Below are 26,293 nucleotides of genomic sequence, written 5' to 3' on the forward strand. Positions count from 1 at the left end.
GTGACTGGCTACCAGGTTTATCGTGATGGCACGTCGCTTCGCATGGTTGACAGCACCACTTACGACGCCTATTGGCTGTCTCCAGGCAGAACCTACCTCTTCGAAGTACGAACCAAAGACAATGAAGGGTACTTTTCCGAACCTGCCCGGTTGCAAGTCACAACACCGGAGGCATCGACTCCACCGGGGCCGGTCAGGAATCTTCGGTTGAGCACGACTGGGTCCCCCACTCTGGCATGGGCTCCACCTGAAACCGGGGCAGCCATTCAGTACATCGTTTCCAAAGACGATCGCCAATGGGCTGCTACCGTTCTCCCACTCTGCCTGATCGAGTTACCTGCTGCCGGTGAAGCCTATCTCTATGAAGTCCGTGCGCGGAACATGACTGACCAGTTCTCCGAGCCTGTCGCGATTCGAACGGGCTTCGCTCCCCCTCACGTACTGAACGTGAGGGATGTGACAAAAACATCATTCAGGTTGGCCTGGGATACACCACCTGGCGCCGTGGGGATAACGGGTTATCAGCTTACCCTTGACGATGCGGTGCCGTTTTGTGTCTCGGAAACTCAGCATATTTTTTCTGGACTGACGCGAGCAGGTAATTACACCGTTACCGTGAAAACGCAAATTGAATCTGGCGAACTATCCGAGCCAACTTCGATCGACTTATACATACAGGGCGATGCACCAAGTGCACCTCAGAATTTCCGCTATACCCAGCCAGCGGATGAAACAATTCTGGAATGGGATGCACCACGTGAACCTGTAACCGGGTACCAAGTCACGCTGGTCAATCCGCAAGGGAAGGAGTTCAACTACCGTCCAAGCGCAACAACCATGAGGGAGCGCCTGACCTCACGCACGCGTTACGAAGTGCGAATCGTCGCCTCTAACAATGCGGGACCATCTCGACCGTTAATTACTGACTTGACCACAAAATAATTAGTGGCGACCCAAGGTTAACCATGCCTCTGGAAAACAAGTCGTAGGAACGATCACCCCAAAAAAAACCCGCTTTCGCGGGTTTTTTATCAGGCCGGTTGGGCCTGCAAGCTCACTGGTCGAAGCGGCAATAGCGGCGCATGGGGATCGGCTTTCACCGAAGCCCGCCAGGCGTTGAGCCATTCAGCATGCCCTTCGCTCCAGACCTGCTCATGCAGGCGGGCCAATGCCACTGGGTCGCTCAGCAGTTGCACACGTTCGTTGTTGGTCAGCCCTTGCGGACCGACCTTCATCGCGTGACGCACCCGCTCGACGCGCAGCCACTCGATCGGCTCGGACTGACGGTGGCGTGAAGTCGCCAGCGAGCACGCCAGGGCGTTCTGCTGTGGATCGACCACCGAACGGACGAAACCGTCGTTCAAGGCGTGGTAACGGTTTTCGTGGGTGTACTGGTCGGTGGCCAGCAACGCCTGTGGCGGATTGTATTCCTCAGGAATGAGGAACAGGCTCTCGTCACGGGACTTCAGGCCCAGGCCAACACGGCTGGAAATCACCGATACCGGGATCGACAGCATCAACGAACCGACGATCGGCACCAGCCACCACAGGAAGCTCGGGTTCAGCCAGATCACCAGCAAAGCCCAGAAGAAGCCCAGCAAGGTCTGCGGACCGTGGCGTTTGACCGCTTCGCTCCATGGCGTGGAGTCGTCGTCACGCTGCGGCGAATTCCAGGTTGCGGCCCAGCCGAGGAACGCGGCGAGGACGAAACGGGTGTGGAAAATCATCCGCACCGGTGCCAGCAGCATGGAGAACAACATCTCCAGCAGCATCGACAGCGTCACCTTGAACTTGCCGCCGAACTCTTTCGCCCCCTTGGCCCAGATCAGGATGATGCTCAACAGTTTCGGCAGGAACAGCAGCACGATCGTCGTCGAGAACAGCGCAATCGCCTTGTCCGGGTGCCATTGTGGCCACAACGGATAGAGCTGGCGCGGTTCGAGGAAGTACTGCGGCTCCATCAGCGTGTTGACCGCCAGCAGCGCGGTCGACAGCACCAGGAAGAAGAACCACAACGGCGCCGACAGGTAAGACATCACGCCGGTCAGGAACACCGCGCGGTGTACCGGGTGCATGCCCTTGACCAGGAACAGGCGGAAGTTCATCAGGTTGCCGTGGCACCAGCGACGGTCACGCTTGAGTTCGTCCAGCAGGTTCGGCGGCAGTTCTTCGTAGCTGCCCGGCAAGTCGTAGGCAATCCACACGCCCCAACCGGCACGGCGCATCAGCGCGGCTTCAACGAAGTCGTGGGACAGGATCGCACCGGCGAACGCGCCTTTACCGGGCAACGGCGCCAGGGCGCAGTGCTCGATGAACGGCTTCATGCGGATGATCGCGTTGTGGCCCCAATAGTGCGACTCGCCCAACTGCCAGAAGTGCAGGCCGGCGGTGAACAGCGGACCGTACACACGGGTGGCGAACTGCTGCATGCGCGCATACAGGGTGTCCATGCCCGACGCACGTGGCGCGGTCTGGATGATCCCGGCGTCCGGCGTGGCTTCCATCAAGCGCACCAGGCTGGTCAGACACTCGCCACTCATGACGGAGTCGGCGTCGAGGACAACCATGTACTTGTAGTCACCGCCCCAGCGACGGCAGAAGTCGTCGAGGTTGCCGCTCTTACGTTTTACGCGACGACGGCGGCGGCGATAGAAGATCTTGCCGAAGCCACCGGCTTCGCGGCAGACGTCCAGCCAGGCCTGCTGCTCGGCAACGCAGATGTCGGCTTCGTTACTGTCGCTGAGGACGAAGAAGTCAAAGCGGTCCAGGTCACCCGTGGCCGCGACCGATTCGAACGTTGCACGCAAGCCAGCGAATACACGCGGCACGTCTTCGTTGCAGATCGGCATCACCAGTGCGGTGCGCGCGTCCTTTGGAATCGGCTCGTTGCCCGCGCTTTTACCGGAGATGCGGTATTTATCGTGACCGGTCAGCAACTCCAGGAAGCCCATCAGCGCGGTCCAGAAACCGGCGGACACCCAGCAAAACAGAATCCCGAACAGAATCAGGATGCTGGTCTGCAATGCATATGGCAGCACCTGCGTGGCCGTTTGCAGAAACGGCTGGTGCAAGATTTCTTCGAGGTCGACGAACGACCAGCCCTGGTACGGCATGATGCCTTTCATGTACCAGCCCGCGACGATGGTCTGACCCAGCATCAACACCAGCAAAATGTAGCGACGGATCGAACCGACAGTACGCCAGCGTGCCGCCGGCAGCACATTCTCGTCCTTCGGCGGCTTCGGCGGGTTGGTGCGACCGGTCAGGCGACGCCAGCCACGCACCAGGATGTTGGTACGCCACGGCTCCGGCACGACTTTGGTCCGACGAATCGGCGGAGTCGCCTTGAGGCAGACCCGACCGCTGGCGTCGAGCGCCAGCATTTCGGCGTCCTGCAGTTCTTCGGCGGTGCTCAAGGTCAGGCGCTTGCCAACCGAAGCCTGGGCGGCCTCGGTCGGGGCGTCGAACGTCGAGGACGAAAGGCGTTCGTGCAGTTCACTGAAGGACTGGCAGCCCGCGAGTTCCGCGCGCTGCTGGTCGGTCATCGGCAGATGCGCCAGATACTCGGAAAGAGTCTCTGGCTGTACTTGAGAATTACTCATCGGCAGGCAACTGATAGCTCCAGGTCTCGGTCAGGACTTCTTCAGTCGGCGCCGATTCCGGTGTGGCTGGGGCCGCGTCGGCAGCAGCAGGCTGCTTGGCGTCATTGTTGTGCGCCTTGTCCTTGGCATCTGCGACCGGCTTGGCTTCAGCCTGTTTGGCCTCGGCTGCCTTCGCTTCCTTGTCGGCTTTTTCCTGCTGCTTGGCGGCGACTTTGTCGGCCTTGGCAACAGAAGAATTGGACGCCGGCAACGAAGTCTTGGCCAGGTCGGCAGGCACGATGTTCTGCACCAGTGCAGCGCGCATTTCGGTGGACTTGCCCGGGTCCTTGATCTTCATGCGCAAGGTCAGGCGCCAGCCCTTGGTTTCAGGGTTGTAGCGCACGCTGTTTTCCACCAGCTCGGCATTGTCGCCAACGCTGACCTGGCTGCGAACGTCCGCATCTTCCGGCAATGCCGCCAGGGACGGGCCTTCGAAGTCCACCAGATAGGCAACGCTGCCGTCCGGCTGACGAATCAGGTTGGACTGTTTGACGTCGCCGGTGGAACGCAGGGTCTGCTTGACCCAGGCGCTGTCCGGAGCATGAATCGAGGCTTCGTCCATGGTCCAGTGCATGCGATAAGCGAAGTCCAGCGGCTGGCCGGGCTCAGGCATTGTTTCCGGGCTCCAGAAAGCCACGATATTGTCGTTGGTTTCGTCGGCGGTCGGAATCTCTACCAGATCGACGGAGCCCTTGCCCCAGTCGCCTTTCGGTTCGATCCAGGCGCTTGGGCGCTTGTCGTAGCGGTCGTCGAGGTCTTCGTAGTGGCTGAAGTCACGGCCACGTTGCAGCAAGCCGAAACCACGCGGGTTCTCGACCGAGAAGTTGCTCACGGCCAGGTGTTTCGGGTTGTTCAGCGGACGCCAGATCCACTCGCCGTTGCCGGCATGGATCGCCAGGCCGCTGGAGTCGTGAAGCTCGCGACGATAGTTCAGCACTTTCGACGGCTGGTTGGCGCCGAACAGGTACATGCTGGTCAACGGTGCGATACCCAGTTTGCCGACCTTGTCACGCAGGAACATCTGCGCCTTGACGTCGACAATGGTGTCGCTGCCCGGACGCAGGGTCAGGCGATAGGCGCCGGTCGCACGTGGCGAATCCAGCAGCGCAAAGATCACGAGATGCTTGTCGCCCGGCTTTGGCTGTTGAATCCAGAACTCGCGAAAACGCGGGAATTCTTCGCCGGACGGCAAGGCGGTATCGATCGCCATGCCGCGAGCGGACAAACCGTAGACGTGACCCTTGCCGACAACGCGGAAGTAACTCGCGCCGAGCATGGTCATGATTTCGTCTTGCTTGTCAGCCTTGTTGACCGGGTACAGCACACGGAAACCGGCGTAGCCCAGTTGTTCAGTGGCCTTAGGGTCGAACTTAACGTCACCGAAATCAAATCGATTCGGGTCGTACTTGATCTCTTCGACGGTGTTCGCCGTGATTTCGTTGATTTTCACCGGCGTATCGAAGTGCATGCCCTGGTGATAGAACGACAGCTTGAACGGAGTTTTCTGATCAGCCCATTCGGCTTTTTCCGTCAGGAAGCGAATTTTCTGATAGTCCGCGAATTTCATCTCGCGGAACTCGTTCGGCAGGTTACTGCGCGGCGCTTCGTACTTCTGACCGGCCAGCTCTTTTGCCTTGACCGATACATCATCCAGACTGAATGCCCAAAGCTGGCCGGCACTGAGCAGGCAGAGCAGTGCCGAGCCCGCTACCAGTGCGCTACGTAACCGTTTGGCAGACAATTTTGGTGCGTTACAGGGACTAACAATCACGAGCAACCCTCGCCGAAAACAGATCAAAAAACCAACGGCCAGTTAAAGGGTTTGCACGGTGCCCGGCATGAAAAAACCGACCTTGCAGACCACTCTTGCCAAGTTGGCGAGCATTGTTCCGACTCCGCTGGGGCGAAATGATTCCCCAATCGGATCCGTACAAGTCTCTACCTAAGTCAAAATGGACCAACGAACGCTGATCCCCGTAGCGCGCGATTATCTAGTAGGCCGCGTTACAACGCATCAGGGGTAACAAAGTATTTATCGGGAAAAACGCCTGTTTTCAGTCGAAAAGCGCTTAAAAAGATGTTTCAAGCGCTTTCAGGTCTGTAACAGGAAGGTTACCGGGCCATCATTGACCAGATGCACCTGCATATCCGCGCCGAATCTACCTGATGCCACAGTGCCATGCACCTGTTTCGCTTTGCCTAATAGATAGTCGAACAACTCCTCACCCAGGGCCGGAGGGGCCGCGGTCGAAAAACTCGGGCGCAACCCACTTTTGGTGTCGGCGGCCAGGGTGAACTGCGAGACCAGCAGCAACCCGCCGCCCACATCCGCCAGGGACAGATTCATCTTGCCCTCGGCGTCGCTGAACACTCGATAGTTAAGCAGCTTATTGAGAAGTTTGTCGGCGCTGGCCCGCGTGTCGTCGGGCTCGACGGCCACCAACACCAGCAAACCCTGGTCGACCGCGCCGACCACCTCTCCCGCTACCTCGACTCGCGCGCCTCGCACGCGTTGCAGCAGGCCCTTCATGCTTCGTCGGGAGCCAGGTCGAGCAGACGTCGTGCCATCTGATCGGCGGCACGCACCAGTGCATCGGTAATGCCCGGTTCGGAAGCGGCATGGCCGGCATCGCGAATGACTTGGAGCTCGCTGTTCGGCCAGGCCTGGTGCAGTTCCCAGGCGTTGTCCAGCGGGCAGATCACGTCGTAACGACCATGGACGATCACGCCCGGCAAGTGAGCGATCTTGCCCATGTCGCGAATCAACTGGTTCGGTTCAAGGAATGCATTGTTGCTGAAGTAGTGGCATTCGATACGAGCGATGGACAACGCGCGCTGAGGTTCGGAGAAGCGATCCACCACCAACGGATTAGGGCGCAGGGTCGCCGTGCGACCTTCCCACAGGGACCAGGCCTTGGCCGCGTGCATCTGGGCGATCTGATCGTTGCCCACCAGGCGCTTGTGGAATGCTGTCAGCAGGTCGTCGCGCTCTTCCAGCGGAATCGGTGCGATGTAGTCCTGCCAGTAATCCGGGAACAGACGGCTGGCGCCCGCCTGGTAGAACCATTCGATTTCCTGCGGACGGCAGAGAAAGATCCCGCGCAGGATCAGGCCGTGCACACGCTCCGGATGGGTTTGCGCGTAGGCCAGTGCCAGCGTCGAGCCCCAGGAGCCGCCGAACAGCACCCACTTGTCGATACCCAGGTGCTGGCGAATCTTCTCGAGGTCGGCGACCAGATCCCAGGTGGTGTTGTTTTCCAGGCTGGCGTGGGGCGTGGAGCGACCACAACCGCGCTGGTCGAAGGTGACAATGCGATACAGGTTGGGGTCGAAGTAGCAACGACTCTGGGCATCACACCCGGCGCCGGGGCCGCCGTGGATGAACACCACCGGCAAACCTTCCGGTGAACCGCTTTCGTCGACATACAGCGTGTGAGTTTCGTCGACGGCCAGATCGTGCCGGGCGTGGGGTTTGATCTGCGGGTACAAAGTCTGCATTGCGCACTCCGTAAGGGGTCGAGGTCATCCCTGGGGGGACTTCTATTATTCTGCCGTTGGGCATCATAAACCCGATTTACGTCAATGAGCATGCCCTTGCAGGGTCAGAGTTTTTCCGCGAGATACCGCAGCAGCGTTTCGTACAACGCATCCACCTCGACAGCCAGCCCCCGCGCCCGTAAACAACCATGAACCAGCCCGTTGCCGTAATACAGCGCCGCGGTCACACCGGCGGCGTTCAACCGTTCGGCGTATAGCACGCCGTCATCACGCAGCGGGTCGAACTGCGCCACGGCAATCCATGCCGGTGGCAGTCCGCTGAAATCCCCGGCGAGCAACGGCATCGCGTAGGCGCCCGGTTTGACCGTGCCGCGCAGGTACAAGGCGTGATAGCAATCCACATCACTGCTGCTGAGCAATGGCGCATCAACGCATTCACCGCGCGATGCTAAACGCTGATCGCCTCCCAGCCCCGGATAAATCAGGACCTGCGCAGCCGGTAATGGCTCACCCGTGTCACGCAACGCCAGACACAGCGCCGCAGCAAGATTGCCACCGGCACTGTCTCCGGCCACCAGCATGCGTTCGGGGTCGATTCGAAACGGACCGGTACGCAGAGCACGCCAGACGCCGAGACAGTCATCGAACGCCGCCGGAAACGGATACTCCGGCGCCAGACGGTAATCGACGGCGATCACCAACACGCCAAGTGTCGAGGCCAGCTCGGCGCAAATGAAGTCGTGGGAATCCAGGTCGCCAACGACCCACCCGCCGCCGTGCAGATAAACGATGCACGGAACAGCATCGGTCGACGATGAGGCCGGCGGTTGGTAGGACCGCACCGCCACACCGGCCAACTCAAAATCGACGACATACAGCCCGGGGGGATATGGCGGGTTGAATGCCCGGCACATCTCGCTATAGGCCTGGCGCAAACCGCTCAGGCTGCTTTCGGTGCTGTTGAAGCTCAGGGTTTTGTCGACGAACGCCGACAGCTGTTCTGATAGAGGATAAGTCGTCATCAGTTTTTCAGGCTGGCCTGAACCGTAGTCACGCCGTCTTTACCATCAAAACTGCTGACACCGGCCAGCCACCGCTGAAGATCTTCCGGATGGTCACGCAGCCATTTCCTGGCGACGTCCTGAGGCGTCTGGCGCTCCATGATCGGCACCATCAACTGACTTTCCTGAGCGGCGGTGAACGTCAGGTTTTCCAGAAGGCGATTGACGTTCGGGCACCGCTGGGCGTATTCCGGCGCGGTCACGGTGGAGACGGTCGCCGCCCCTTCGTTCGGCCCGTAGACGTCTTCGCTGCCGGTCAGGTAGGCGATCTTCATGTTGATGTTCATGGGGTGCGGGGTCCAGCCGACGAACACCACGAACTCCTTGCGGTTCACCGCACGCTGAACGGCAGCGAGCATACCGGCCTCACCGGACTCGATCAGTTTGAAGTCCTTCAGGCCGAAGTGATTGGTTTCGATCATGGTCTTGATCGTGGTGTTGGCGCCGCTGCCCGGCTCGATACCGTAGATCTTGCCGCCGAGTTGGTCTTTGAATCTGGCGATGTCGGCGAAGGTTTTCAAACCCGCCGCTGCCACGTAATCCGGGACTGCGAGGGTGGCTTGGGCGTCGGCCAGGCTTGGCTTGTCCAGGACCTTCACCTGATTGGCGGCCAGGAACGGTGCGATGTTCTTGTCCATCGCCGGTTTCCAGTAACCAAGGAAGATGTCCAGGCGCTTGTCGCGAATGCCGGCGAAGATGATTTGCTGCACGGCGCTGGTCTGTTTGCTTTCGTAGCCGAGGCCGTTGAGCAGCACATCCGCCATGCCGCTGGTGGCGATCACGTCGGTCCAGTTGACCACGCCCATGCGCACGGCTTTACAGGAGGCGTCGTCAGCGGCCATGGCGCCGGCGTTCAACAGAGCGGTGCCGCAGAGGATTGAGAGACAGCGGGTAAACAGTCTTTTCATCGGGAGGAGTCTCGTGCGGCAGCGATTATTGTGAGGCCGGTGTCTTCGTGCACCGTGGCCAGAACATTACGCAGCAGACGAGCGGTAAAAGCGAACTGTGGCGACCGAGATTTGCACAGGGGCGACAAAAAAGATCGTCCGAAGAATCGGGCCGCGTTCGGACGATCTTTTGATCTTCAGCTCTTGTAGTGCTGCTGCCCCCAAGCCAGCAACCCTTGCAGCAACGCCTTCAACACCACCCGCGTTGGCTCCGCAAGATCAGGGCGATAGCGGAACGGCTCGAACTCTTCCATGTACGTGCACTGCCCCAACTCCAGTTGCACGGCATGGATGTTCTCGGCCGGGTTACCGTAGTGCCGGGTGATGTGGCCGCCCTTGAAGCGCCCGTTCAGCACATGGCTGTAATCCGGGTGTCCGGCGCAAATCGCGTCCAGTTGAGTGGCAAGCCGGGGATCACAACTGGCGCCATTGAAGGTCCCGAGGTTGAAGTCCGGCAGTTTGCCGTCGAACAGATGCGGAATGATCGAGCGGATCGAATGCGCATCGAACAGCAGCGCATAGCCGAACTCGGCTTTCAGGCGTGCCAGTTCGCTTTGCAAGGTGTTGTGATACGGCGTCCAGATCTGCTCCAGATAAGTCGCACGTTCTTCTTTCGACGGCTCCAGCCCTTCACGGAACAACGGAATTCCGTCAAACAATGTCGCCGGATACAGACCGGTGGTGGCGCCCACGTACAAAGGCTTGTCGTCGGACGGCCGGTTCAGGTCGATGACGAACCGCGAGTATTCGGCGGCCAGGGTGCTGGCGCCCAGTTCGACGGCGAAGTCATAAAGCTGCGGAATGTGCCAGTCGGTGTCCGGCAGGCTTTTCGCGTCGGGGATCAGCCCGGCTTCGACCGCAGGCGTCAGACGCACACCCGCGTGAGGCATGCTGATCAGCAGTGGCACGCGACCTTGTTTGAAGTTCAGAACCTTATCCACAACAGATCTCCTACAGACTCGTTTCGACGCCGTGGCGCACGACGCGTTTTTCCAGGTCGCCGCCCAGCCAGTAACACAGGTCGGCCGGACGATCGATTTGCCAGGCGACGAAGTCCGCAAACTTGCCCGCCTCAAGCGAGCCGTGGGTTTCAGCCATGCCCAAAGCAGTGGCGGCATGAATCGTCGCGCCCGCCAGGCTTTCTTCCGGTGTCATGCGGAAACAGGTGCAAGCCATGTTCAGCATCAGGCGCAACGACAGCGCTGGTGAGGTGCCGGGGTTGAGGTCGCTGGCGATGGCGATTTTCACGCCGTGTTTGCGCAGGGCATCCATCGGCGGCAATTGGGTTTCACGCAGGAAGTAGAACGCGCCAGGCAACAGGACCGCGACGGTGCCGGATTCGGCCATGGCAATGGCGTCGTCTTCGGTCATGAATTCCAGGTGATCAGCGGACAATGCGTGGTAACGCGCGGCCAGACTCGAACCGTGCAGCGACGACAATTGCTCGGCGTGCAGCTTCACCGGCAAGCCCAGTTCCTGAGCGGTGATGAATACGCGCTCGACCTGCGCGGGCGAGAACGCCAGGTACTCACAGAATGCATCCACTGCATCGACCAACCCTTCCGCGGCCAGAGCCGGGAGCATGTCGGCGCAGATGTGATCGATGTAGTCGTCGGCGCGATCCTTGTACTCCGGCGGCAAGGCGTGAGCCGCCAGACAGGTGCTGCGCACGCTGACCGGCAGTTCGGCGCCGAGGCGACGGGCCACGCGCAGCATCTTGCGTTCGTTGGCCAGGTCCAGACCGTAGCCGGATTTGATCTCGATGCTGGTGACGCCATCGCGCATCAGGCTTTTCAGGCGCTTGGCGGCGCTGGCGAACAACTCGTCTTCACTGGCGGCACGGGTGGCGCGCACGGTGCTGGCGATGCCGCCGCCGGCAGCCGCGATTGCCGCGTAGCTGACGCCTTGCAGACGCTGCTCGAATTCGCCGCTGCGGTTACCGCCGAACACCGTGTGGGTGTGGCAGTCGATCAGGCCCGGCGTGACCCAGGCCCCGTTCAAATCATTGACCGCCGGGTACTCGCCCGCCGGCAGTTCAGCGCGCGGACCGATCCACTCTATGAGCGCACCGGTCGTCACGATGGCCGCGTCTTCGATGATCGAGTAGACGCCTTGCGCCATGGTTGCGACGTGGCAGTGTTGCCAGAGGGTTTTCATCCCTTAGTCTCCACAATGTTCAAAATCGAATCGCCAGCAGGCTGGCTCCCACCTCACCTGTGGGAGCCAGCCTGCTGGCGATGAGTACATCACAGGCTCGGCAAAAGCCTGGCCGAAACCAATTCAGTCAGGCAACGCGAGGCCAACAGTTCAGTCGCCGCATTGATGTCCGGCGCAAAGAACCGGTCCTTCTCATAAAACGGCACTTCTTTACGCAAGATGGCGCGAGCCTTTTCCAGCTTCGGCGACGTTTTCAGACCGTTACGCAAGTCCAGGCCTTGCGCCGCCGCCAGCCATTCCACCGCGAGAATCCCGCGGGTATTCTCGGTCATTTCCCACAGGCGCTTGCCCGCCGCCGGAGCCATCGACACGTGGTCTTCCTGGTTGGCGGAGGTCGGCAGGCTGTCCACCGAATGCGGATGGGACAGTGCCTTGTTTTCGCTGGCCAGTGCCGCAGCCGTCACCTGGGCGATCATGAAGCCGGAGTTCACACCGCCATTAGCCACCAGGAACGGCGGCAGTTGTGACATGTGCTTGTCCATCATCAACGAAATGCGGCGCTCGCTCAGGGAGCCGATTTCAGCGATGGCCAACGCCATGTTGTCAGCGGCCATGGCCACCGGCTCGGCGTGGAAGTTGCCGCCGGAAATCACGTCGCCTTCAGCGGCGAAAACCAACGGGTTATCGGAGACGGCGTTGGCTTCAACGGCCAGCACTTCGGCGGCCTGACGGAACTGAGTCAGGCAGGCGCCCATGACTTGCGGCTGGCAGCGCAGCGAGTATGGGTCTTGTACCTTCTCGCAGTTTTCATGGGAGTCGGACACTTCACTGCGCTCGCCCAGCAGATCGCGGTAAGCGGCAGCGGCGTCGATCTGGCCTTTCTGGCCACGGGCAGCGTGGATGCGCGCATCGAACGGCGAGCGCGAGCCCAATACCGCTTCAACGGTCAGGCCACCCAGCGCCAAGGCACCGGCGAACAGGTCTTCGCCTTCGAACAGGCCACGCAGGGCAAACGCGGTGGACACCTGAGTGCCGTTGAGCAGCGCCAGGCCTTCTTTCGCGGCCAGGGTCAGCGGCGCCAGACCGGCGACTTTCAGCGCTTCGGTGGCTTCCATCCACTCGCCTTTGTGCCGCGCCTTGCCTTCGCCCAGCAGCACCAGCGACATGTGGGCCAGAGGCGCCAGGTCACCTGATGCACCGACCGAACCTTTCAACGGAATGTGCGGGTAAACCTCGGCATTGATCAGAGCGATCAGCGCATCGATCACCACGCGGCGAATGCCAGAGAAACCACGGCTCAGGCTGTTGACCTTGAGCACCATGATCAGCCGAACCAGCTCGTCGCTGATCGGCTGGCCGACACCGGCGGCGTGGGACAGCACCAGCGAGCGCTGCAGGTTTTCCAGGTCTTCGCTGGCGATGCGGGTCGAGGCCAGCAGGCCGAAACCGGTGTTGATGCCGTAGGCGGTGCGGTTCTCGGCGAGGATCTGTTCCACGCAGGCAACGCTGGCTTCGATCTGCGCCGAGGCGCTGTTGTCGAGGGTCAGTTTCACCGGTTGCTGATACACGTCACGCAGTTGAGCGAGGGTCAGTTGGCCGGGAATCAGGTTTAGCGCAGTCATTTCATGCTCCTTTTGAGAGTTTTTTATTAACTACCAGACGCTCCGGATAATTCCGTTGTCCGTCGCTTCCCCCTTTTTGAGGGGGCTGGCGCCTTGGCACGCTGGTTTTGTAGGAAATTCAGTTGAGATTCGGTAAAGCCTTGTGCAGCAAATTCGCGTCTTTCAACACACCGGCAGCGGCGGCAATGTCCGGTGCCAGCCAACGATCCTGATCGTAAGCCGGGACCCGCTCACGCAGCAGACGCCACGCGGTATCGGTGCCGGCGCCGAAGCGCTGCTCTTTCAAAAATTCAAAGGCCTGGGCCGCCAACAGGTACTCGATGGCGAGGATCTGCGTGCAGTTTTCCAATGCGCGATGCAGCTTGAGCGCGGCGTTGGTGCCCATGCTCAGGTGATCTTCCTGCAGGCCCGACGTCACGTAGTTGTCGAGCACTGCCGGTTGTGCCAATTGGCGGTTTTCCGCGCACAGCGAAGCGGCGACGTACTGCACGATCATCATCCCGGAGTTCACCCCCGGATTGGCCACCAAAAATGCCGGCAAACCGCTGACATGCGGGTTGATCAAGCGGTCCAGGCGACGTTCGGCGATGGAACCGATTTCCGCCATGGCGATCGCCAACAGGTCCGCCGCCAACGCCACAGATTGACCGTGCGGGTTAGCCTGGGAAACCACGCGATAATTGTCCGCAGTGCCCAGCACCAGCGGGTTGTCGGTGGCGCCGTTGAGTTCGGTTTCGATCTGTTTGACCGCGTGCACCAGCTGATCACGCGCGGCGCCATGCACTTGCGGGATCGAACGAATGCTCAGGGCATCTTGCGTGCGAATGCCTTTGCTCTGGGCGATCACTTCGCTGCCGTCGAGCAAGGCGCGCAGGTTGATCCCGACCTGCTGCATGCCCGGGTGCGGCTTGAGCGCAATGATCTCGGTATCGAAGGCGTCGATCTGCCCGCGCTGGGCTTCGAAGCTCATGGCGCCGATCACGTCGGCCCAGTGCAGCAGGTGCGTGGCGTCGGCGATGGCCAGGCAGCTCAAGCCACTCATGCACGGGGTGCCGTTGACCAGGCACAAACCGTCCTTGGCGCCGAGTTTTACCGGTTGCAGGCCTTCTTCAGCCAGCGCCTGCTGAGCCGAAACGATTTGCCCGCGATAGCTGACATTGCCCACGCCCAGCAGCGCGATACCGATGTGCGCCATGTGGGTCAGGTAACCCACGGAACCCTGGGACGGTACTTGCGGGGTGATACCGCGGTTGAGCAGCGCCAGCAGCGCTTCAACCACCTGACGATGCAGGCCGGATTTGCCGTGGCTGTAGTTGACGACGGCGGCGCACATGATCGCTCGGGTCTGCTCGTCGCTCAGTGGCGCGCCGACGCCACAGGCGTGACTCAGCAAGGTGTTGCGCGACAATTGGCTGAGTTGTTCGTCTTGCAGCGAGACGTTGCACAAGGCACCCAGACCGGTGTTGATGCCGTAGGCGCGTTCGCCGCTGGTGACGATGCGCTGGACAATGGCCTGAGCGTTTTCGATGCGCGCCCAGATCGGCGCCGACAGTTCAAGCTGTGCGCCATCGCGGGCCACGGCGACCACGTCCTGCCAAGTGACTTGCGCTTCGGTGATAACGATATTTTCAGCCTGGGACATCTTCAACCTCATCCAAATATTGATGCAGCTTTACCGGCCCCATCGCTGGCAAGCCAGCTCCCACAAGTATCTCCAGCGCTCACATAATCCCTGTGGGAGCTGGCCTGCCAGCGATGGGGCCGAAACAGCCACCACAAAACCTTTAAACCACCGCCGCCCGACGCTGCACGAACCGGTCGACATACTCATCCGCCGGCGAATGCAGGATCTCCCGTGGCGTGCCGACCTGGATCAGGCGGCCGTCCTTGAGGATCGCGATGCGGTTGCCAATGCGCACGGCCTCGTCGAGGTCGTGAGTGATGAAGACGATGGTCTTGTGCAGGGTCTTTTGCAGCTCCAGCAACTGGTCCTGCATTTCGGCGCGAATCAGCGGGTCGAGGGCGCTGAACGCTTCGTCCATCAGAATGATGTCGGTGTCCGCCGCCAATGCGCGAGCCAGGCCCACACGCTGACGCATGCCGCCCGAGAGCTGATGCGGGTATTTGTTTTCGTAGCCCTTGAGGCCAACGGTGTTGATCCAGTGCAGCGCACGCTCGCTGCACAGGGCTTTGCTTTCACCGCGGACTTTCAAGCCGTAGGCGACGTTGTCCAGCACGCTCTTGTGCGGCAGCAGGCCGAAGCTCTGGAACACCATGCTGATCTTGCGTCGACGAAATTCGCGCAGGGCTTCCATGTCGTATTGCAGGATGTCCACGCCGTCCACCAGGATCGCGCCGCTGGTCGGGTCGATCAGGCGGTTGAAGTGGCGTACCAGCGTCGACTTGCCGGAACCCGACAGGCCCATGATCACGAAGATCTCACCGCTGCCGATGCTCAGGGACAAATCGTTCACACCGACCACGCAGCCGGTCTCGCTCAGCACCTGTTCTTTGGTCTTGCCCTGGCCGACCATGGCCAGCGCATCCTTGGAACGGTTGCCGAAAATCTTGAAGACGTTTTTGACTTCGATCTTGCTCACGGTTGCGTTGTTCATTTGCTCACCTCATGCCGTGCACGACCATACGCCTGAGTAATGCGGTCGATCACCACAGCCAGAATCACGATCGCCAGACCGGCTTCAAGGCCGCGTCCGACGTTGAGGGTCTGAATCCCCACCAGCACGTCTTCACCCAGGCCACGGGCACCGATCATCGAGGCGATCACCACCATCGACAGGGCCATCATGGTGGTCTGGTTGATCCCGGCCATGATGCTTGGCAGGGCCAACGGCAGTTGCACACCGAACAGTTGCTGCCAGCGGTTGGCGCCGAAGGCGTTGATGGCTTCCATCACTTCACCGTCGACCTGGCGAATACCCAGATCGGTCAGGCGGATCAGCGGCGGTGCGGCGTAGATCACGGTGGCGAAAATCGCCGGAACCTTACCCAGACCGAACAGCATCAGCACCGGGATCAGGTACACGAAGCTCGGCATGGTCTGCATGATGTCCAGCAGCGGCATCAGCACCGAACGCAGACGATTGCTGCGCGCCGAAAGGATGCCCAGCGGAATGCCGATGAGTACCGAAATGACCGTCGCCACCATCATCAGCGCGAGGGTCTGCATCAGCTTGTCCCAGAGGCCGACCGCACCGACCAAAAACAACAAGCCGACGATCACGGCGGTGGTCACGACCTTGCGGGTCGCGTGCCAGGCCACGCCGGCGACGATGGCCAGCATCAACCACCACGGAGCTGCACGCAGCAGGCTTTCAAGATTGACGATGGCCCACAGCAGGGTGTCGGAAATGCTGCGGAACACGTCGCCGTAGTTGGTGACCAGCGAATCGACCCAACCGTTGACCCAGTCGGCGATGGAAAAGGTAAAGCTTTCGGGAAACATAAGAGACTCTCAATCAAGGGGTTGCGATCAAGCATCCGACTGCCGTTGCCGACAGCCGGAAAAGCCCAACCTACAAGGCCGCGTCGATTTTCTTGGCTGCGTCTTCACTCACCCACGCGTGCCAGACTTCAGGATGTTCCTTCAAGAAGATCTTGGCCAGTTTTGGCGACTCGATCCGCTCTTTGGTCATGCGCCCCAGATTCTGGTTCAAGATGTCGATCGGTACGTTGACCTTTTCCAGCACCGCCACCAGTTCTGGCGCTTCGTCGTGGAAAGTCTTGGACAGACCGACCTTGATGGTCACGGTCTTGTTCACGCCTGGCTTCTCTTCGAGTTTCACCACATCGACCTGGCCCATCAGCGGGGTTGGCGACCAGTAGTAGAACAAGATCGGCTCGCCACGCTTGTAGCTCGACAGCACGGCGGCATCCAGCGCCGGGCCGGTGCCTGGGCGGAAGTTGGTGTAGCTGCTTTCCAGGCCGTAGCTTTTCAGCATTTCGCTGTTGTCCAGCTCACAGGTCCAGCCGGCAGGGCAGTTGTAGAAACGGCCCTTGGAGGGCTCTTCGGCGTCCTTGAAGATCGCCGAGTATTTGCCCAGGTCAGCAATGTTTTTCAGGTCCGGCGCTTTAGGCTCCAGCTTGCGCTTGGCGTCGCCTTCGATCACGTAGCGTGGCACGTACCAGCCTTCGATTGCGCCCACTACAGGTGCGCCGACGCCGACGACTTTGCCGGCCTTCTCGGCCTTGTTCCAGACTTCGCTGCGGCCGACCCATTCTTCGGCAAACACTTGAATATCGTTGCTGCCCAGGGCGTTTTCCATGGTGATGGAGTTGCCCGGCAGGCTGTCAGTCTTGCAGTCGTAGCCTTTCTCCAGCACGACTTGCATCACGTCGGTCAGGAGCATGGCGCTTTCCCAGTTCAGGCCGGCGAATTTCACCGGTTTACCCGACTCGCACCAACCCGCCGCCTGAGTGGCGCCAGCGCTGGCCAGCAGGCCCATGGAAAGCAATGTGGTCAGCAGGGTCTTGTTCGATTTCATTGTAGTGACACTCCTAATCATGAATGGGCTTACGGCAGTCAAGAGGCATCCAGCCCTGTCCACGTCCAGTCAGGCCTGCGCCGCAGCGCGATCGGCCCCGCTTGTTTTTGGTTGTTCAACGCTGTCCTGCTCGACCGGCAGAATCAATTGATCGGGCACGCTGCCGTGCCATTTTTTTGCGCACACGTAATACACGGCGGCAGGCAGTACCAAGCCGATGATCCAGGAAATATCCACATCACCCAGGGCCGCCACCATTGAACCGGTATAGAACTTGGTGGAGATGAACGGCAACTGCACCAGCACACCGAAAACATAGACGCTGATACCGAGTGCGTTCCAACGGCCGTAACGACCGTTCGGATCGGCCAGCGCCGGCACGTCATAGCGCTCGCGGGTGATGCAGTAGTAGTCCACGAGGTTGATCGCGCTCCAGGGCGTGAAGAACGCCAGCAAGAACAGGATGAAGGACTTGAACGCACCGAGGAACGAGTGCTGACCGAGCAACGCCATCAGGGTCGCAGCACCGACGATGACCAGCACAAAGACCAGACGCTGAAAGCGCGTGACCTTCAGGTCACCACGGAAACCGCTGATGATGGTCGCGATGCACATGAAGCTGCCGTAAGAGTTCAGCGTGGAGATGGTGACCTTGCCGAACGCGATGCTGAAGTACAGCAGCGCGGCGGTGGCACCGGTACCGCCCAAACCAACGATATAGGCCACTTCGTGCCCGGCGAATTGCCCATTGGCAGAAGCTGCGGCAAACACGCCGAGGACCATCGCCACCTGTGCGCCAATCACCGAACCTGCGCCAGCGGCGAAAAAGGTTTTCACCGAGGAAACCTTGCTCGGCAAGTAACGCGAATAGTCAGCCACGTAAGGGCCAAAGGCGATCTGCCAGGATGCCGCGAGCGACACCGCGAGCAGGAAGCTGCTCCAGCTGAAGTGACGGATTTGCAGGAGTGCGCCAACGTCTGTCTGGCTCATCAGGCGAGCGAACAGGTAAACAAAGGCAATCACACCAATGACGCTGGCGATACGGCCGATCCAGTGGATCACCCGATAGCCGAGCACCGTGACCAGCACGATGACACTGGCGAACATGAGGATGCCGGCGCTGTCGCTGACGCCAAACAACTGGCCCAGCGCCTGACCGGAAAGTACCGTGCCCGTTGCGGTGAAGCCCAGGTACATCAGGCACACCAGCACGATCGGGATGGCCGCGCCATAAACGCCAAACTGCACGCGGCTGGAGATCATCTGCGGCAGGCCAAGTTTTGGACCTTGCGCGGCATGCAGTGCCATCACGCCACCGCCGAGCAGTTGCCCGATCAGCAGACCGATCAACGACCAGAACACATCACCCCCCAGCACCACGGCCAAGGCCCCGGTGACAATCGCGGTGATCTGCAGGTTGGCGCCCATCCACAAAGTGAACTGGCTAAACAGACGACCGTGTCTCTCCGCTTCCGGGATGTAGTCGATCGAGCGCTTCTCGATCAACGGTTTGCTACCTGCACGTTCGCTGTTAACAGCCATGGTTCAACCTCTGTGGATTGTTTGTTGTTTTGATTCCTGTAGGAGTGAGCCTGCTCGCGATGGCGGTGTGTCAGTCAGCATAAATACTGAATGTGCCGCCCTCATCGCGAGCAGGCTCGCTCCTACAGGGCAAGCATTACTTGCCGGTAATCATCGGCAGGTTCAGCCCTTGTTCCTTGGCGCAATCGATGGCGATCTGATAACCGGCATCGGCGTGACGCATAACGCCGGTCGCCGGGTCGTTGTGCAGCACGCGAGCGATACGCTCGGCCGCTTCGTCAGTACCGTCGCAGACAATCACCATGCCCGAGTGCTGGGAGAAGCCCATGCCGACGCCGCCGCCGTGGTGCAGGGATACCCAGGTCGCGCCGCTCGCGGTGTTGAGCAAAGCGTTGAGCAGGGGCCAGTCGGACACAGCGTCGGAACCGTCCTGCATCGACTCGGTTTCGCGGTTAGGGCTCGATACCGAACCGGAGTCCAGGTGGTCGCGACCGATCACGATCGGCGCGGACAATTCGCCGCTGCGCACCATTTCGTTAAATGCCAGACCCAGCTTGGCGCGCAGGCCCAGGCCCACCCAGCAGATACGCGCCGGCAGACCCTGGAAGCTGATGCGCTCGCGGGCCATGTCCAGCCAGTTGTGCAGGTGGGCGTCGTCCGGGATCAGCTCTTTGACTTTGGCGTCGGTCTTGTAGATGTCTTCAGCGTTGCCCGACAGCGCAGCCCAACGGAATGGGCCGATGCCACGGCAGAACAGTGGACGGATGTAGGCTGGAACGAAGCCAGGGAAGTCGAATGCGTTTTCCACGCCTTCTTCCTGGGCCATCTGACGGATGTTGTTGCCGTAGTCGAAGGTCGGCACGCCCATTTTCTGGAAGTCCAGCATCGCTTTGACGTGCACGGCCATCGATTGCTTGGCGGCTTTGATTACAGCGGCTGGTTCAGTCTTGGCGCGTTCGCGGTACTGATCCCAGGTCCAGCCGGCCGGCAGGTAGCCGTTGAGCGGGTCGTGGGCGCTGGTCTGGTCGGTCACCATGTCCGGGCGTACGCCGCGCTTGACCAGTTCCGGGAGGATTTCAGCCGCGTTGCCCAGCAGCGCGATGGAGATCGCTTTGCCTTCGGCGGTGTATTTGGCGATGCGGGCCAGCGCGTCGTCGAGGTCAGTGGCTTGCTCGTCGACATAGCGGCTTTTCAGACGGAAATCGATGCTGACCTGCTGGCATTCGATGTTCAGCGAGCAAGCGCCGGCCAGGGTTGCTGCCAGTGGTTGAGCGCCACCCATGCCGCCCAGGCCAGCGGTCAGTACCCACTTGCCTTTCAGGTCATCGTTGTAATGTTGGCGACCGGCTTCGACGAAGGTTTCATAGGTGCCCTGGACGATGCCCTGGCTGCCGATGTAGATCCAGCTGCCGGCGGTCATCTGGCCGTACATGGCCAGGCCTTTGGCGTCGAGTTCGTTGAAGTGTTCCCAGCTCGCCCAGTGTGGCACCAGGTTGGAGTTGGCGATCAGTACGCGTGGTGCGTTGGCGTGAGTCTTGAACACGCCGACCGGCTTGCCGGATTGCACCAGCAGGGTCTCGTCGTCGTTCAGGTTGGTCAGGCTTTCGACGATCTTGTCGTAGCATTCCCAGTTACGTGCCGCACGACCAATACCACCGTAAACCACCAGTTCTTTAGGGTTCTCGGCGACTTCCGGGTCGAGGTTGTTCATCAGCATGCGCAGCGGCGCTTCGGTCAGCCAGCTCTTGGCGGTCAGCTTGTTACCGCGGGCAGCGCGGATTTCAACGTCACGAAATTTAGTCACGAAAAGAACTCCTCAGCAATCAATCCAAAACCAACCCAGGCAGTGGGCGAGCAAGCCGATGGGCATCAGTGCACACCGGCGAATCAGTGGACGACGGTTGAGTCTTCGTGACTCATACGCATACGTCTTTACTTGTACATACAAGCATATGCAATCAAGCGGCCAACTTGTTGGATGGGCATTCAAGAAAAATTCTGAAACAGCTGGAGAGCGCCTGAAACAGGGGTTCTGGCGTAGATGAATTTTTCCGGAGGGATTTCGTGGAGGGCGTGTGCGTTGTTACTTGAGCGGGGTTTTGCGCCACGCTGGGGCGTTCGGTAACAAAGTGGTGCGCTTTCGGGAACGGATTTGCAGTGACAAAAAGCATCGCGGGCAAGCCCGCTCCCTCAGGATGTTCATAGGACCTGTGGGAGCGGGCTTGCCCGCGATTGTGTCACTTGAGTATGGATCAGTGTGCGGACAGCTCAATCACACAGCATGGGCTATTAACGGAGATGTCCAGCAGACCGGTGTTACCGCCCAGTTGCAAACAATCATGCCGACCCAGCTGCGAAGCACTGTTACCGACCTTCACCTCCAGCGCATCGCTGACACTGAACACCAGCACCGACTCCGCCGAGCTGAAAAACCGCTGCTCGCCACTCAACCACTGCAACCGCACGCCGTAACGCTGCGGCGCATAGATCAGGTTGAAATCGCGAATCGGACCGCCAAGCAATGTGCAGGACACCTTGCTCTCCCCACTGAACGCAAACGGGTCCAGCGGCAGCAGTGCCCGTGTGTTCTGACCGTCAACCGACAAGGTCATGCCATCACCCTGCAACACGGTGATGATCCGCTCGTAACCGGCGAAGGTGGAAAACCCGCCCGACTCGCCAATGTCGGCAATCGACAGACGCCAGCCAAACCCGTCCAGACCGGTGCCGGCATCACGGGTGATTTCTTCGGTACTGCCGCCGCCGTTTTTCCACGGCATGCGTGGGTAATCGACTGCACGTAAAACTTTCAGACTGCTCATTTATGGAACCGACCTTCCAGACGATGACGGGAACCAGGGTGGATCAAGCGAGCGGCTGTCACCGGCTGACGCCCGGACCAGGTGCGACGGCGGATCAGCAGGCACGGCTCGCCTTTTTCAATCTGCAGCAATTTGCATTCGGACGTCTCGGCGAGGATTGCCTCGACCACGTGCTCGCCTTCGGTCAGCGGCGCGACCTGGTTCAGGTAGGCGTAGGGCGTTTGCAGGGTGAAATCCTGCTTGAGGTATTCCGGCGCCACCAGCGCATTGACGAAACGGTCTTCGATTTGCACCGGAATGCCGTTTTCGAAATGCACGATCAGCGAATGGAATACCTTCTGCCCTTCGCGCATGTCCAGGGCCAGGGCGCGCTCGGAGCCCGCGGCCTCTTCCTCAAGGGTGATGACCTTGCAGGTGTGGCGATGACCGCGAGAGGCGATTTCGTCGGCGATGTTGTGTACTTCAAACAGCGCGGACTGGCTTTTCGGCTCGGCGACGAAGGTGCCGACGCCTTGCATGCGCACCAACAGACCATCGGCCGTCATCTCACGCAGGGCGCGGTTGATGGTCATGCGGCTGAAACCCAACTGACTGACCAGTTCGCTTTCCGACGGAACGCGGTAGTGCGGCGGCCAGTTTCCACTGTCGATTTGCTGGGTAATCATTTGTTTGACGCGGGCGTACAAGGGCGCCGGACTGTCGCCCATGTTCGCGGCCAACGGAGAGACTGGAGGCGGAGTCGGCACGGTTGATCCTTGTTCGTTTGGATAGGGTTGCTAGCTTGCCGGAGTTTACCGGGCAGGCAAACGTCTGTATATGTATATACAAATAACACACGATGGGGTGCTGAACCATGTCCGCCTTCTTTGCCGAACGCGCGCTGCTGCCTAGTGGATGGGCCAACAATGTACGTCTTGAGGTCAACGCCGACGGCGTATTGACCCATATTCAGGCCGATTCCCATGCAGATGACGCCGAACGGTTGAGCGGTCCGCTGCTGCCGGGCATGCCGAATCTGCACTCCCACGCCTTCCAGCGGGCCATGGCCGGGCTGGCGGAAGTGGCAGGTAATCCGAACGACAGTTTCTGGACCTGGCGCGATTTGATGTATCGCCTCGTCGGAAAAATCAGCCCGGAACAACTCGGCGTCATCGCCCGTCAGCTGTACATCGAAATGCTCAAGGCCGGTTACACCTCAGTCGCGGAATTTCACTACGTGCACCACGACCTCAATGGTCAGCCTTACGCCGATCCGGCCGAACTGGCCCTGCGCATCAGCCAGGCCGCCAGCTCCGCCGGTATCGGTTTGACCTTGCTGCCGGTGCTCTACAGCCACTCCGGCTTCGGTGGCCAGACGCCGAACGAAGGCCAGCGCCGCTTCATCAACAGCACCGAAAACTACCTCAAGCTGCAATCGCGGCTGCAACCGATCCTCGCGCAGCAACCGGCGCAGGCTCTGGGGCTGTGCTTCCACTCGCTGCGCGCGGTCACACCGCAACAGATCAGCGAAGTGCTGGCGGCCAGCGACAAGCAGTGTCCGGTGCACATCCACATCGCCGAACAGCAGAAAGAAGTCGACGACTGCCTGACCTGGAGCGGTCGCCGTCCGCTGCAATGGCTGTACGAAAATGTCGACGTCGATCAGCGCTGGTGCCTGGTCCATGCCACCCATGCCAACCCGGAAGAAGTCACGCTGATGGCCAAGAGTCGCGCCATCGCCGGTCTGTGCCTGACCACCGAAGCCAACCTGGGTGACGGGATTTTCCCGGCGGTTGATTTCCTGGCTCAGGGCGGACGCATGGGCATCGGTTCCGACAGCCATGTGTCATTGAGCGTGGTGGAGGAGTTGCGTTGGCTGGAATACGGCCAACGACTGCGTGACCAACGCCGCAACCGCTTGTATGGCGCGGATCAACCGATGGTCGGGCGCACGCTGTTTGATGCGGCACTGGATGGCGGCGCGCAGGCGTTGGGTCAGCCGATTGGCGCATTGGAAGTCGGCAAGCGTGCGGACTGGCTGGTGCTGGATGGCAATGATCCATACCTGGCAACGGCCAGTGGTGACGGGATTTTGAATCGTTGGTTGTTTGCCGGTGGTGATCGGCAGGTGCGGGATGTGCTGGTCAACGGGCAATGGGTTGTGCGTGATGGCCGGCATGCTGATGAAGCCGAGAGCAACCGTGCGTTCACCCAGGTCCTGCGCGATCTCCTGGGCTAACGAAAAAACCCTGTAGGAGCGAGCTTGCTCCTACAGGGTCATGCGCTATCAATTCGAGGTTTTCGCCATCTGCGTATCCGACGCCCGCCAGATCAGTCGCGTCGTATCGTAACCCTGTTGACGCGCCTTGCTCAGCAGCTCTTCGCGCACGACACCGTTGACGGTCGGCGTGCGCGACAGCAACCAAAGGTACTTGCGGCTCGGGTCGCCGACGATGGCCGTCTTATAGTCATCGCTGACGTACAGCACCCAGTACTCACCCTTCGCAACGCCCGGAATCAGGCGGGAAAACCAGGTATCGAACTCGACCCACAATTTGTCGGTCTTGCCCGGCACCTGTGGATAAGCCGTGCCCTTGACCTCCTCCCATTGCCACTGCGCTGTCAGGCAGCGGTTCAACACGGCGACGTTACCGTCGGGCAAAAGCGTGTAATGAGCTTCGGATTGCGCGCAGTCTCGCTGGAAATACATCGGCAAGCGCGCCATCTCATACCAGGTACCCTGGTAGCGTTTGAGGTTGACGCTGTTGGCCGTTTTCGGCGCCAACGGATCCTGGCCAGAACTGGCACAGCCGGCCAATACCAAGCCGGCAAAAAGCATGATCAATAACCGCTTCATTGTTTTTCTCCCGTGGGCGCGTAGCCCCGGATTACTTCAGGCCTTGGCCGGAAAACATCAGCACTTTGTCACCGGCATACTGCACGCTGATAAAGCTGTTCTTGTCGCCCCAGGTGCAACTGGACATGCCGAGCGCGCCTGAACAATCGGTGGGTTTGCCCAATAAGGTTTCCACATCGGCCTTGGCCATGCCGGCCGAGAGCTTCGAGTAGTTTTCCTGATTGACCTTGCTGCATGCAGCCAACAACACGCAGAACGAAAGCAGGGCGATGGATCGCAGCGACATGGTGTAACTCCAGGGGCGAAGGGGATTGGCATGGCTGCCAAGCAGAACCTTAGAAGAGAAAACACCCATCTGGTTCCCTCGCCGACCCGCTATTTGTTGGGCCGCTCGTCTGCCATTTCCCCAAGAATCAGCGACTTTCCCTGGCTGTCGGGTATTTCGTCGGTTTTCGCGAAAAACGCCTAATCTTTGGCGCCGCTCAGTCGACATTAAATGCAACGCAGCGCCACGTCCGTGGCGCTTGCCCCTCTTTGTTGACCAGATCCCCTGCGGTAGCTCATCCAATGACCAGAAACATGAAATTCAGCCACAAGATCTTGTTGGCTGCCGCCCTCGTGGTGGCCGTCGCATTCGCTTGTTTCATCCTGTTCAACGACTATCGCCAGCGCCAGACATTGCGCAGTAACACCGAAGCCTCGATGCAGGAACTCGGCAGCCTGACCACCAGCAACATCCAGACCTGGCTGGAAAGCCGCATGCAGCTGCTGCAATCAATGGCCCAACAAGTCAGTGCCGACGGCAATGCCCCGGCCAGCCTGAAACGCATCATCGACCTGCCCGCCTACACCGGTAATTTCCAGTTGAGCTACTTCGGTGGTGCGGACGGCGTGATGTTTTCGATCCCGGCGGGCAACCGCGCGCCGGACTACGACCCACGCGCCCGTGGCTGGTACAAAGCGGCCAACAGCGCGCAACAGACCATTGTGACCGAACCGTACATCGCCGCTTCGTCCGGCAAACTGGTGATTACCGTAGCGACCCCGGTACAGCGTCAGGGCCAGATGATCGGCGTGGCCGGTGCTGACATCGACCTGACCAGCGTCAGCGCAATCATCAACTCACTGAACTTCGGCGGTCACGGCCATGCGTTCATTGTCAGCGCCGATGGCAAGATCCTGATTCACCCGGACAGCAAACTGGTGCTCAAGAACCTGACCGAGGCCTATTCCAACGGTGCGCCGAAAGTCAGCCCGGGCATGAAAGAAGTCGAGATCGACGGCAAGCGCCAGTTCATCTCCTTCACCCACGTCAACGGCGTGCCGTCGGCGGATTGGTACGTGGCACTGGTGCTCGACCAGGACACCGCGTTCTCGATGCTCAGCGAATTCCGCACCTCGGCGATCATTGCCATGGTGATTGCGGTGGTGATCATCATTGCGCTGCTGGGCATGCTGATCAACTTGTTGATGCAGCCATTGCTGACCATGGGCCGTGCCATGCATGACATCGCCGAAGGCGAAGGTGACCTCACCAAACGCCTGACCATTCACGGCCACGACGAATTCGGCGCGCTGGGCTTGTCGTTCAACCGTTTCGTCGAGCGCATTCACACCTCCATCACCGAAGTCTCCTCGGCCACCGGCCAGGTCAACGAAGTGGCG

At 60.1% G+C, this 26,293-nt stretch carries 22 protein-coding genes and 1 pseudogene; 4 read left to right on the forward strand and 19 right to left on the reverse strand.

Features of this window, described 5'->3' with window-relative positions; all coding sequences use genetic code 11:
- Complete coding sequence (locus ACNYC6_RS11670) at positions 1-942, forward strand: fibronectin type III domain-containing protein (protein ID WP_419712421.1); 942 nt, start codon at positions 1-3, stop codon at positions 940-942.
- Between the two features lie 89 nt (positions 943-1,031).
- Here ACNYC6_RS11670 and mdoH read toward each other — a convergent pair whose 3' ends face one another.
- From mdoH to hutC, 17 genes are all read right to left on the reverse strand, one after another.
- On the reverse strand, positions 1,032-3,602 hold the full coding sequence (gene mdoH / locus ACNYC6_RS11675) for a glucans biosynthesis glucosyltransferase MdoH (RefSeq protein ID WP_419712422.1): 2,571 nt from the start codon (positions 3,600-3,602) through the stop codon (positions 1,032-1,034).
- Positions 3,595-5,412: a glucan biosynthesis protein G gene (locus ACNYC6_RS11680; RefSeq protein ID WP_419712423.1), complete on the reverse strand. Its 1,818-nt coding sequence runs from the start codon at positions 5,410-5,412 to the stop codon at positions 3,595-3,597. The genes mdoH and ACNYC6_RS11680 overlap by 8 nt, the downstream gene beginning before the upstream one ends.
- 321 nt (positions 5,413-5,733) lie before the next feature.
- Positions 5,734-6,171 (reverse strand): D-aminoacyl-tRNA deacylase, encoded by a 438-nt coding sequence (gene dtd / locus ACNYC6_RS11685; RefSeq protein WP_419712424.1) that lies wholly within the window; start codon positions 6,169-6,171, stop codon positions 5,734-5,736.
- Complete coding sequence (gene pip, locus ACNYC6_RS11690) at positions 6,168-7,139, reverse strand: prolyl aminopeptidase (RefSeq protein WP_419712425.1); 972 nt, start codon at positions 7,137-7,139, stop codon at positions 6,168-6,170. Before pip ends, dtd begins: the two co-directional genes overlap by 4 nt.
- 104 nt (positions 7,140-7,243) lie before the next feature.
- Entirely contained in the window at positions 7,244-8,161 is a 918-nt protein-coding gene (locus ACNYC6_RS11695; RefSeq protein ID WP_419712426.1) for an alpha/beta hydrolase, read from the reverse strand.
- A complete protein-coding gene (locus tag ACNYC6_RS11700; RefSeq protein ID WP_419712427.1) occupies positions 8,161-9,108 on the reverse strand; it encodes a choline ABC transporter substrate-binding protein in 948 nt (315 codons plus the stop codon). Before ACNYC6_RS11700 ends, ACNYC6_RS11695 begins: the two co-directional genes overlap by 1 nt.
- A 176-nt stretch (positions 9,109-9,284) precedes the next feature.
- The gene (hutG, locus tag ACNYC6_RS11705; protein ID WP_419712428.1) at positions 9,285-10,088 is read right to left on the reverse strand and encodes an N-formylglutamate deformylase; all 804 of its coding nucleotides are present in this window, start codon (positions 10,086-10,088) and stop codon (positions 9,285-9,287) included.
- 10 nt (positions 10,089-10,098) lie between these two features.
- On the reverse strand, positions 10,099-11,304 hold the full coding sequence (hutI, locus tag ACNYC6_RS11710) for an imidazolonepropionase (protein ID WP_419712429.1): 1,206 nt from the start codon (positions 11,302-11,304) through the stop codon (positions 10,099-10,101).
- An 89-nt stretch (positions 11,305-11,393) separates the two neighbouring features.
- Positions 11,394-12,926 carry a histidine ammonia-lyase gene (hutH, locus tag ACNYC6_RS11715; protein ID WP_419712430.1) on the reverse strand — a complete coding sequence of 511 codons (1,533 nt, stop codon included), beginning with the start codon at positions 12,924-12,926 and terminating at the stop codon, positions 11,394-11,396.
- Between the two features lie 118 nt (positions 12,927-13,044).
- Positions 13,045-14,568, reverse strand: a complete 1,524-nt coding sequence (hutH, locus tag ACNYC6_RS11720) for a histidine ammonia-lyase (RefSeq protein ID WP_419712431.1) — start codon at positions 14,566-14,568, stop codon at positions 13,045-13,047.
- 142 nt (positions 14,569-14,710) lie between these two features.
- Positions 14,711-15,541, reverse strand: coding sequence for a quaternary amine ABC transporter ATP-binding protein (locus tag ACNYC6_RS11725; RefSeq protein ID WP_150735520.1), 831 nt, complete (start codon positions 15,539-15,541; stop codon positions 14,711-14,713).
- Complete coding sequence (locus ACNYC6_RS11730; protein ID WP_419712432.1) at positions 15,538-16,389, reverse strand: ABC transporter permease; 852 nt, start codon at positions 16,387-16,389, stop codon at positions 15,538-15,540. The genes ACNYC6_RS11725 and ACNYC6_RS11730 overlap by 4 nt, the downstream gene beginning before the upstream one ends.
- 70 nt (positions 16,390-16,459) lie before the next feature.
- Positions 16,460-17,428, reverse strand: coding sequence for an ABC transporter substrate-binding protein (locus tag ACNYC6_RS11735; RefSeq protein ID WP_419712433.1), 969 nt, complete (start codon positions 17,426-17,428; stop codon positions 16,460-16,462).
- Between the two features lie 69 nt (positions 17,429-17,497).
- Entirely contained in the window at positions 17,498-18,970 is a 1,473-nt protein-coding gene (locus ACNYC6_RS11740; protein ID WP_419712434.1) for a purine-cytosine permease family protein, read from the reverse strand.
- 136 nt (positions 18,971-19,106) lie between these two features.
- Positions 19,107-20,774 carry a urocanate hydratase gene (hutU, locus tag ACNYC6_RS11745; protein WP_253557707.1) on the reverse strand — a complete coding sequence of 556 codons (1,668 nt, stop codon included), beginning with the start codon at positions 20,772-20,774 and terminating at the stop codon, positions 19,107-19,109.
- A 448-nt stretch (positions 20,775-21,222) separates the two neighbouring features.
- On the reverse strand, positions 21,223-21,792 hold the full coding sequence (locus ACNYC6_RS11750) for a HutD family protein (RefSeq protein ID WP_419712435.1): 570 nt from the start codon (positions 21,790-21,792) through the stop codon (positions 21,223-21,225).
- Entirely contained in the window at positions 21,789-22,499 is a 711-nt protein-coding gene (gene hutC / locus ACNYC6_RS11755) for a histidine utilization repressor (protein ID WP_419712951.1), read from the reverse strand. The genes ACNYC6_RS11750 and hutC overlap by 4 nt, the downstream gene beginning before the upstream one ends.
- Before the next feature lie 146 nt (positions 22,500-22,645).
- Here hutC and ACNYC6_RS11760 point away from each other — a divergent pair, with 146 nt between their 5' ends.
- On the forward strand, positions 22,646-24,010 hold the full coding sequence (locus ACNYC6_RS11760; RefSeq protein ID WP_419712436.1) for a formimidoylglutamate deiminase: 1,365 nt from the start codon (positions 22,646-22,648) through the stop codon (positions 24,008-24,010).
- Between the two features lie 48 nt (positions 24,011-24,058).
- On the opposite strand, the gene ACNYC6_RS11765 is transcribed toward ACNYC6_RS11760, so the two are convergent.
- Both ACNYC6_RS11765 and ACNYC6_RS11770 read right to left on the reverse strand, forming a co-directional pair.
- Positions 24,059-24,628 carry a lipocalin family protein gene (locus ACNYC6_RS11765; protein WP_419712437.1) on the reverse strand — a complete coding sequence of 190 codons (570 nt, stop codon included), beginning with the start codon at positions 24,626-24,628 and terminating at the stop codon, positions 24,059-24,061.
- A gap of 31 nt (positions 24,629-24,659) precedes the next feature.
- Positions 24,660-24,914 (reverse strand): hypothetical protein, encoded by a 255-nt coding sequence (locus ACNYC6_RS11770; protein ID WP_273901397.1) that lies wholly within the window; start codon positions 24,912-24,914, stop codon positions 24,660-24,662.
- 30 nt (positions 24,915-24,944) lie between these two features.
- On the opposite strand from ACNYC6_RS11770, the gene ACNYC6_RS11775 reads away from it, so the two are divergent.
- Together ACNYC6_RS11775 and ACNYC6_RS11780 are read left to right on the forward strand one after the other, a co-directional pair.
- Positions 24,945-25,097, forward strand: a complete 153-nt coding sequence (locus ACNYC6_RS11775; RefSeq protein WP_419712438.1) for a hypothetical protein — start codon at positions 24,945-24,947, stop codon at positions 25,095-25,097.
- A 110-nt stretch (positions 25,098-25,207) separates the two neighbouring features.
- Positions 25,208-26,230: pseudogene (locus ACNYC6_RS11780) on the forward strand (cache domain-containing protein); the annotation flags it as partial.
- Positions 26,231-26,293 lie beyond the last annotated feature (63 nt).

It is taken from the genome of Pseudomonas sp. NFX224, from assembly GCF_048565165.1.
GTDB lineage: Bacteria > Pseudomonadota > Gammaproteobacteria > Pseudomonadales > Pseudomonadaceae > Aquipseudomonas.

Excerpts from the sequence above, each read along its gene's own strand:
- mdoH (WP_419712422.1), bottom strand. The coding sequence starts at position 3,602 with ATGAGTAATTCTCAAGTACAGCCAGAGACTCTTTCCGAGTATCTGGCG.
- dtd (WP_419712424.1), bottom strand. The coding sequence starts at position 6,171 with ATGAAGGGCCTGCTGCAACGCGTGCGAGGCGCGCGAGTCGAGGTAGCG.
- pip (WP_419712425.1), bottom strand. The coding sequence starts at position 7,139 with ATGCAGACTTTGTACCCGCAGATCAAACCCCACGCCCGGCACGATCTG.
- ACNYC6_RS11695 (WP_419712426.1), bottom strand. The coding sequence starts at position 8,161 with ATGACGACTTATCCTCTATCAGAACAGCTGTCGGCGTTCGTCGACAAA.
- ACNYC6_RS11700 (WP_419712427.1), bottom strand. The coding sequence starts at position 9,108 with ATGAAAAGACTGTTTACCCGCTGTCTCTCAATCCTCTGCGGCACCGCT.
- hutI (WP_419712429.1), bottom strand. The coding sequence starts at position 11,304 with ATGAAAACCCTCTGGCAACACTGCCACGTCGCAACCATGGCGCAAGGC.
- hutH (WP_419712430.1), bottom strand. The coding sequence starts at position 12,926 with ATGACTGCGCTAAACCTGATTCCCGGCCAACTGACCCTCGCTCAACTG.
- hutH (WP_419712431.1), bottom strand. The coding sequence starts at position 14,568 with ATGTCCCAGGCTGAAAATATCGTTATCACCGAAGCGCAAGTCACTTGG.
- ACNYC6_RS11725 (WP_150735520.1), bottom strand. The coding sequence starts at position 15,541 with ATGAACAACGCAACCGTGAGCAAGATCGAAGTCAAAAACGTCTTCAAG.
- ACNYC6_RS11730 (WP_419712432.1), bottom strand. The coding sequence starts at position 16,389 with ATGTTTCCCGAAAGCTTTACCTTTTCCATCGCCGACTGGGTCAACGGT.
- ACNYC6_RS11735 (WP_419712433.1), bottom strand. The coding sequence starts at position 17,428 with ATGAAATCGAACAAGACCCTGCTGACCACATTGCTTTCCATGGGCCTG.
- ACNYC6_RS11740 (WP_419712434.1), bottom strand. The coding sequence starts at position 18,970 with ATGGCTGTTAACAGCGAACGTGCAGGTAGCAAACCGTTGATCGAGAAG.
- ACNYC6_RS11750 (WP_419712435.1), bottom strand. The coding sequence starts at position 21,792 with ATGAGCAGTCTGAAAGTTTTACGTGCAGTCGATTACCCACGCATGCCG.
- hutC (WP_419712951.1), bottom strand. The coding sequence starts at position 22,499 with ATGGGCGACAGTCCGGCGCCCTTGTACGCCCGCGTCAAACAAATGATT.
- ACNYC6_RS11760 (WP_419712436.1), top strand. The coding sequence starts at position 22,646 with ATGTCCGCCTTCTTTGCCGAACGCGCGCTGCTGCCTAGTGGATGGGCC.
- ACNYC6_RS11765 (WP_419712437.1), bottom strand. The coding sequence starts at position 24,628 with ATGAAGCGGTTATTGATCATGCTTTTTGCCGGCTTGGTATTGGCCGGC.
- ACNYC6_RS11770 (WP_273901397.1), bottom strand. The coding sequence starts at position 24,914 with ATGTCGCTGCGATCCATCGCCCTGCTTTCGTTCTGCGTGTTGTTGGCT.
- ACNYC6_RS11775 (WP_419712438.1), top strand. The coding sequence starts at position 24,945 with ATGGCTGCCAAGCAGAACCTTAGAAGAGAAAACACCCATCTGGTTCCC.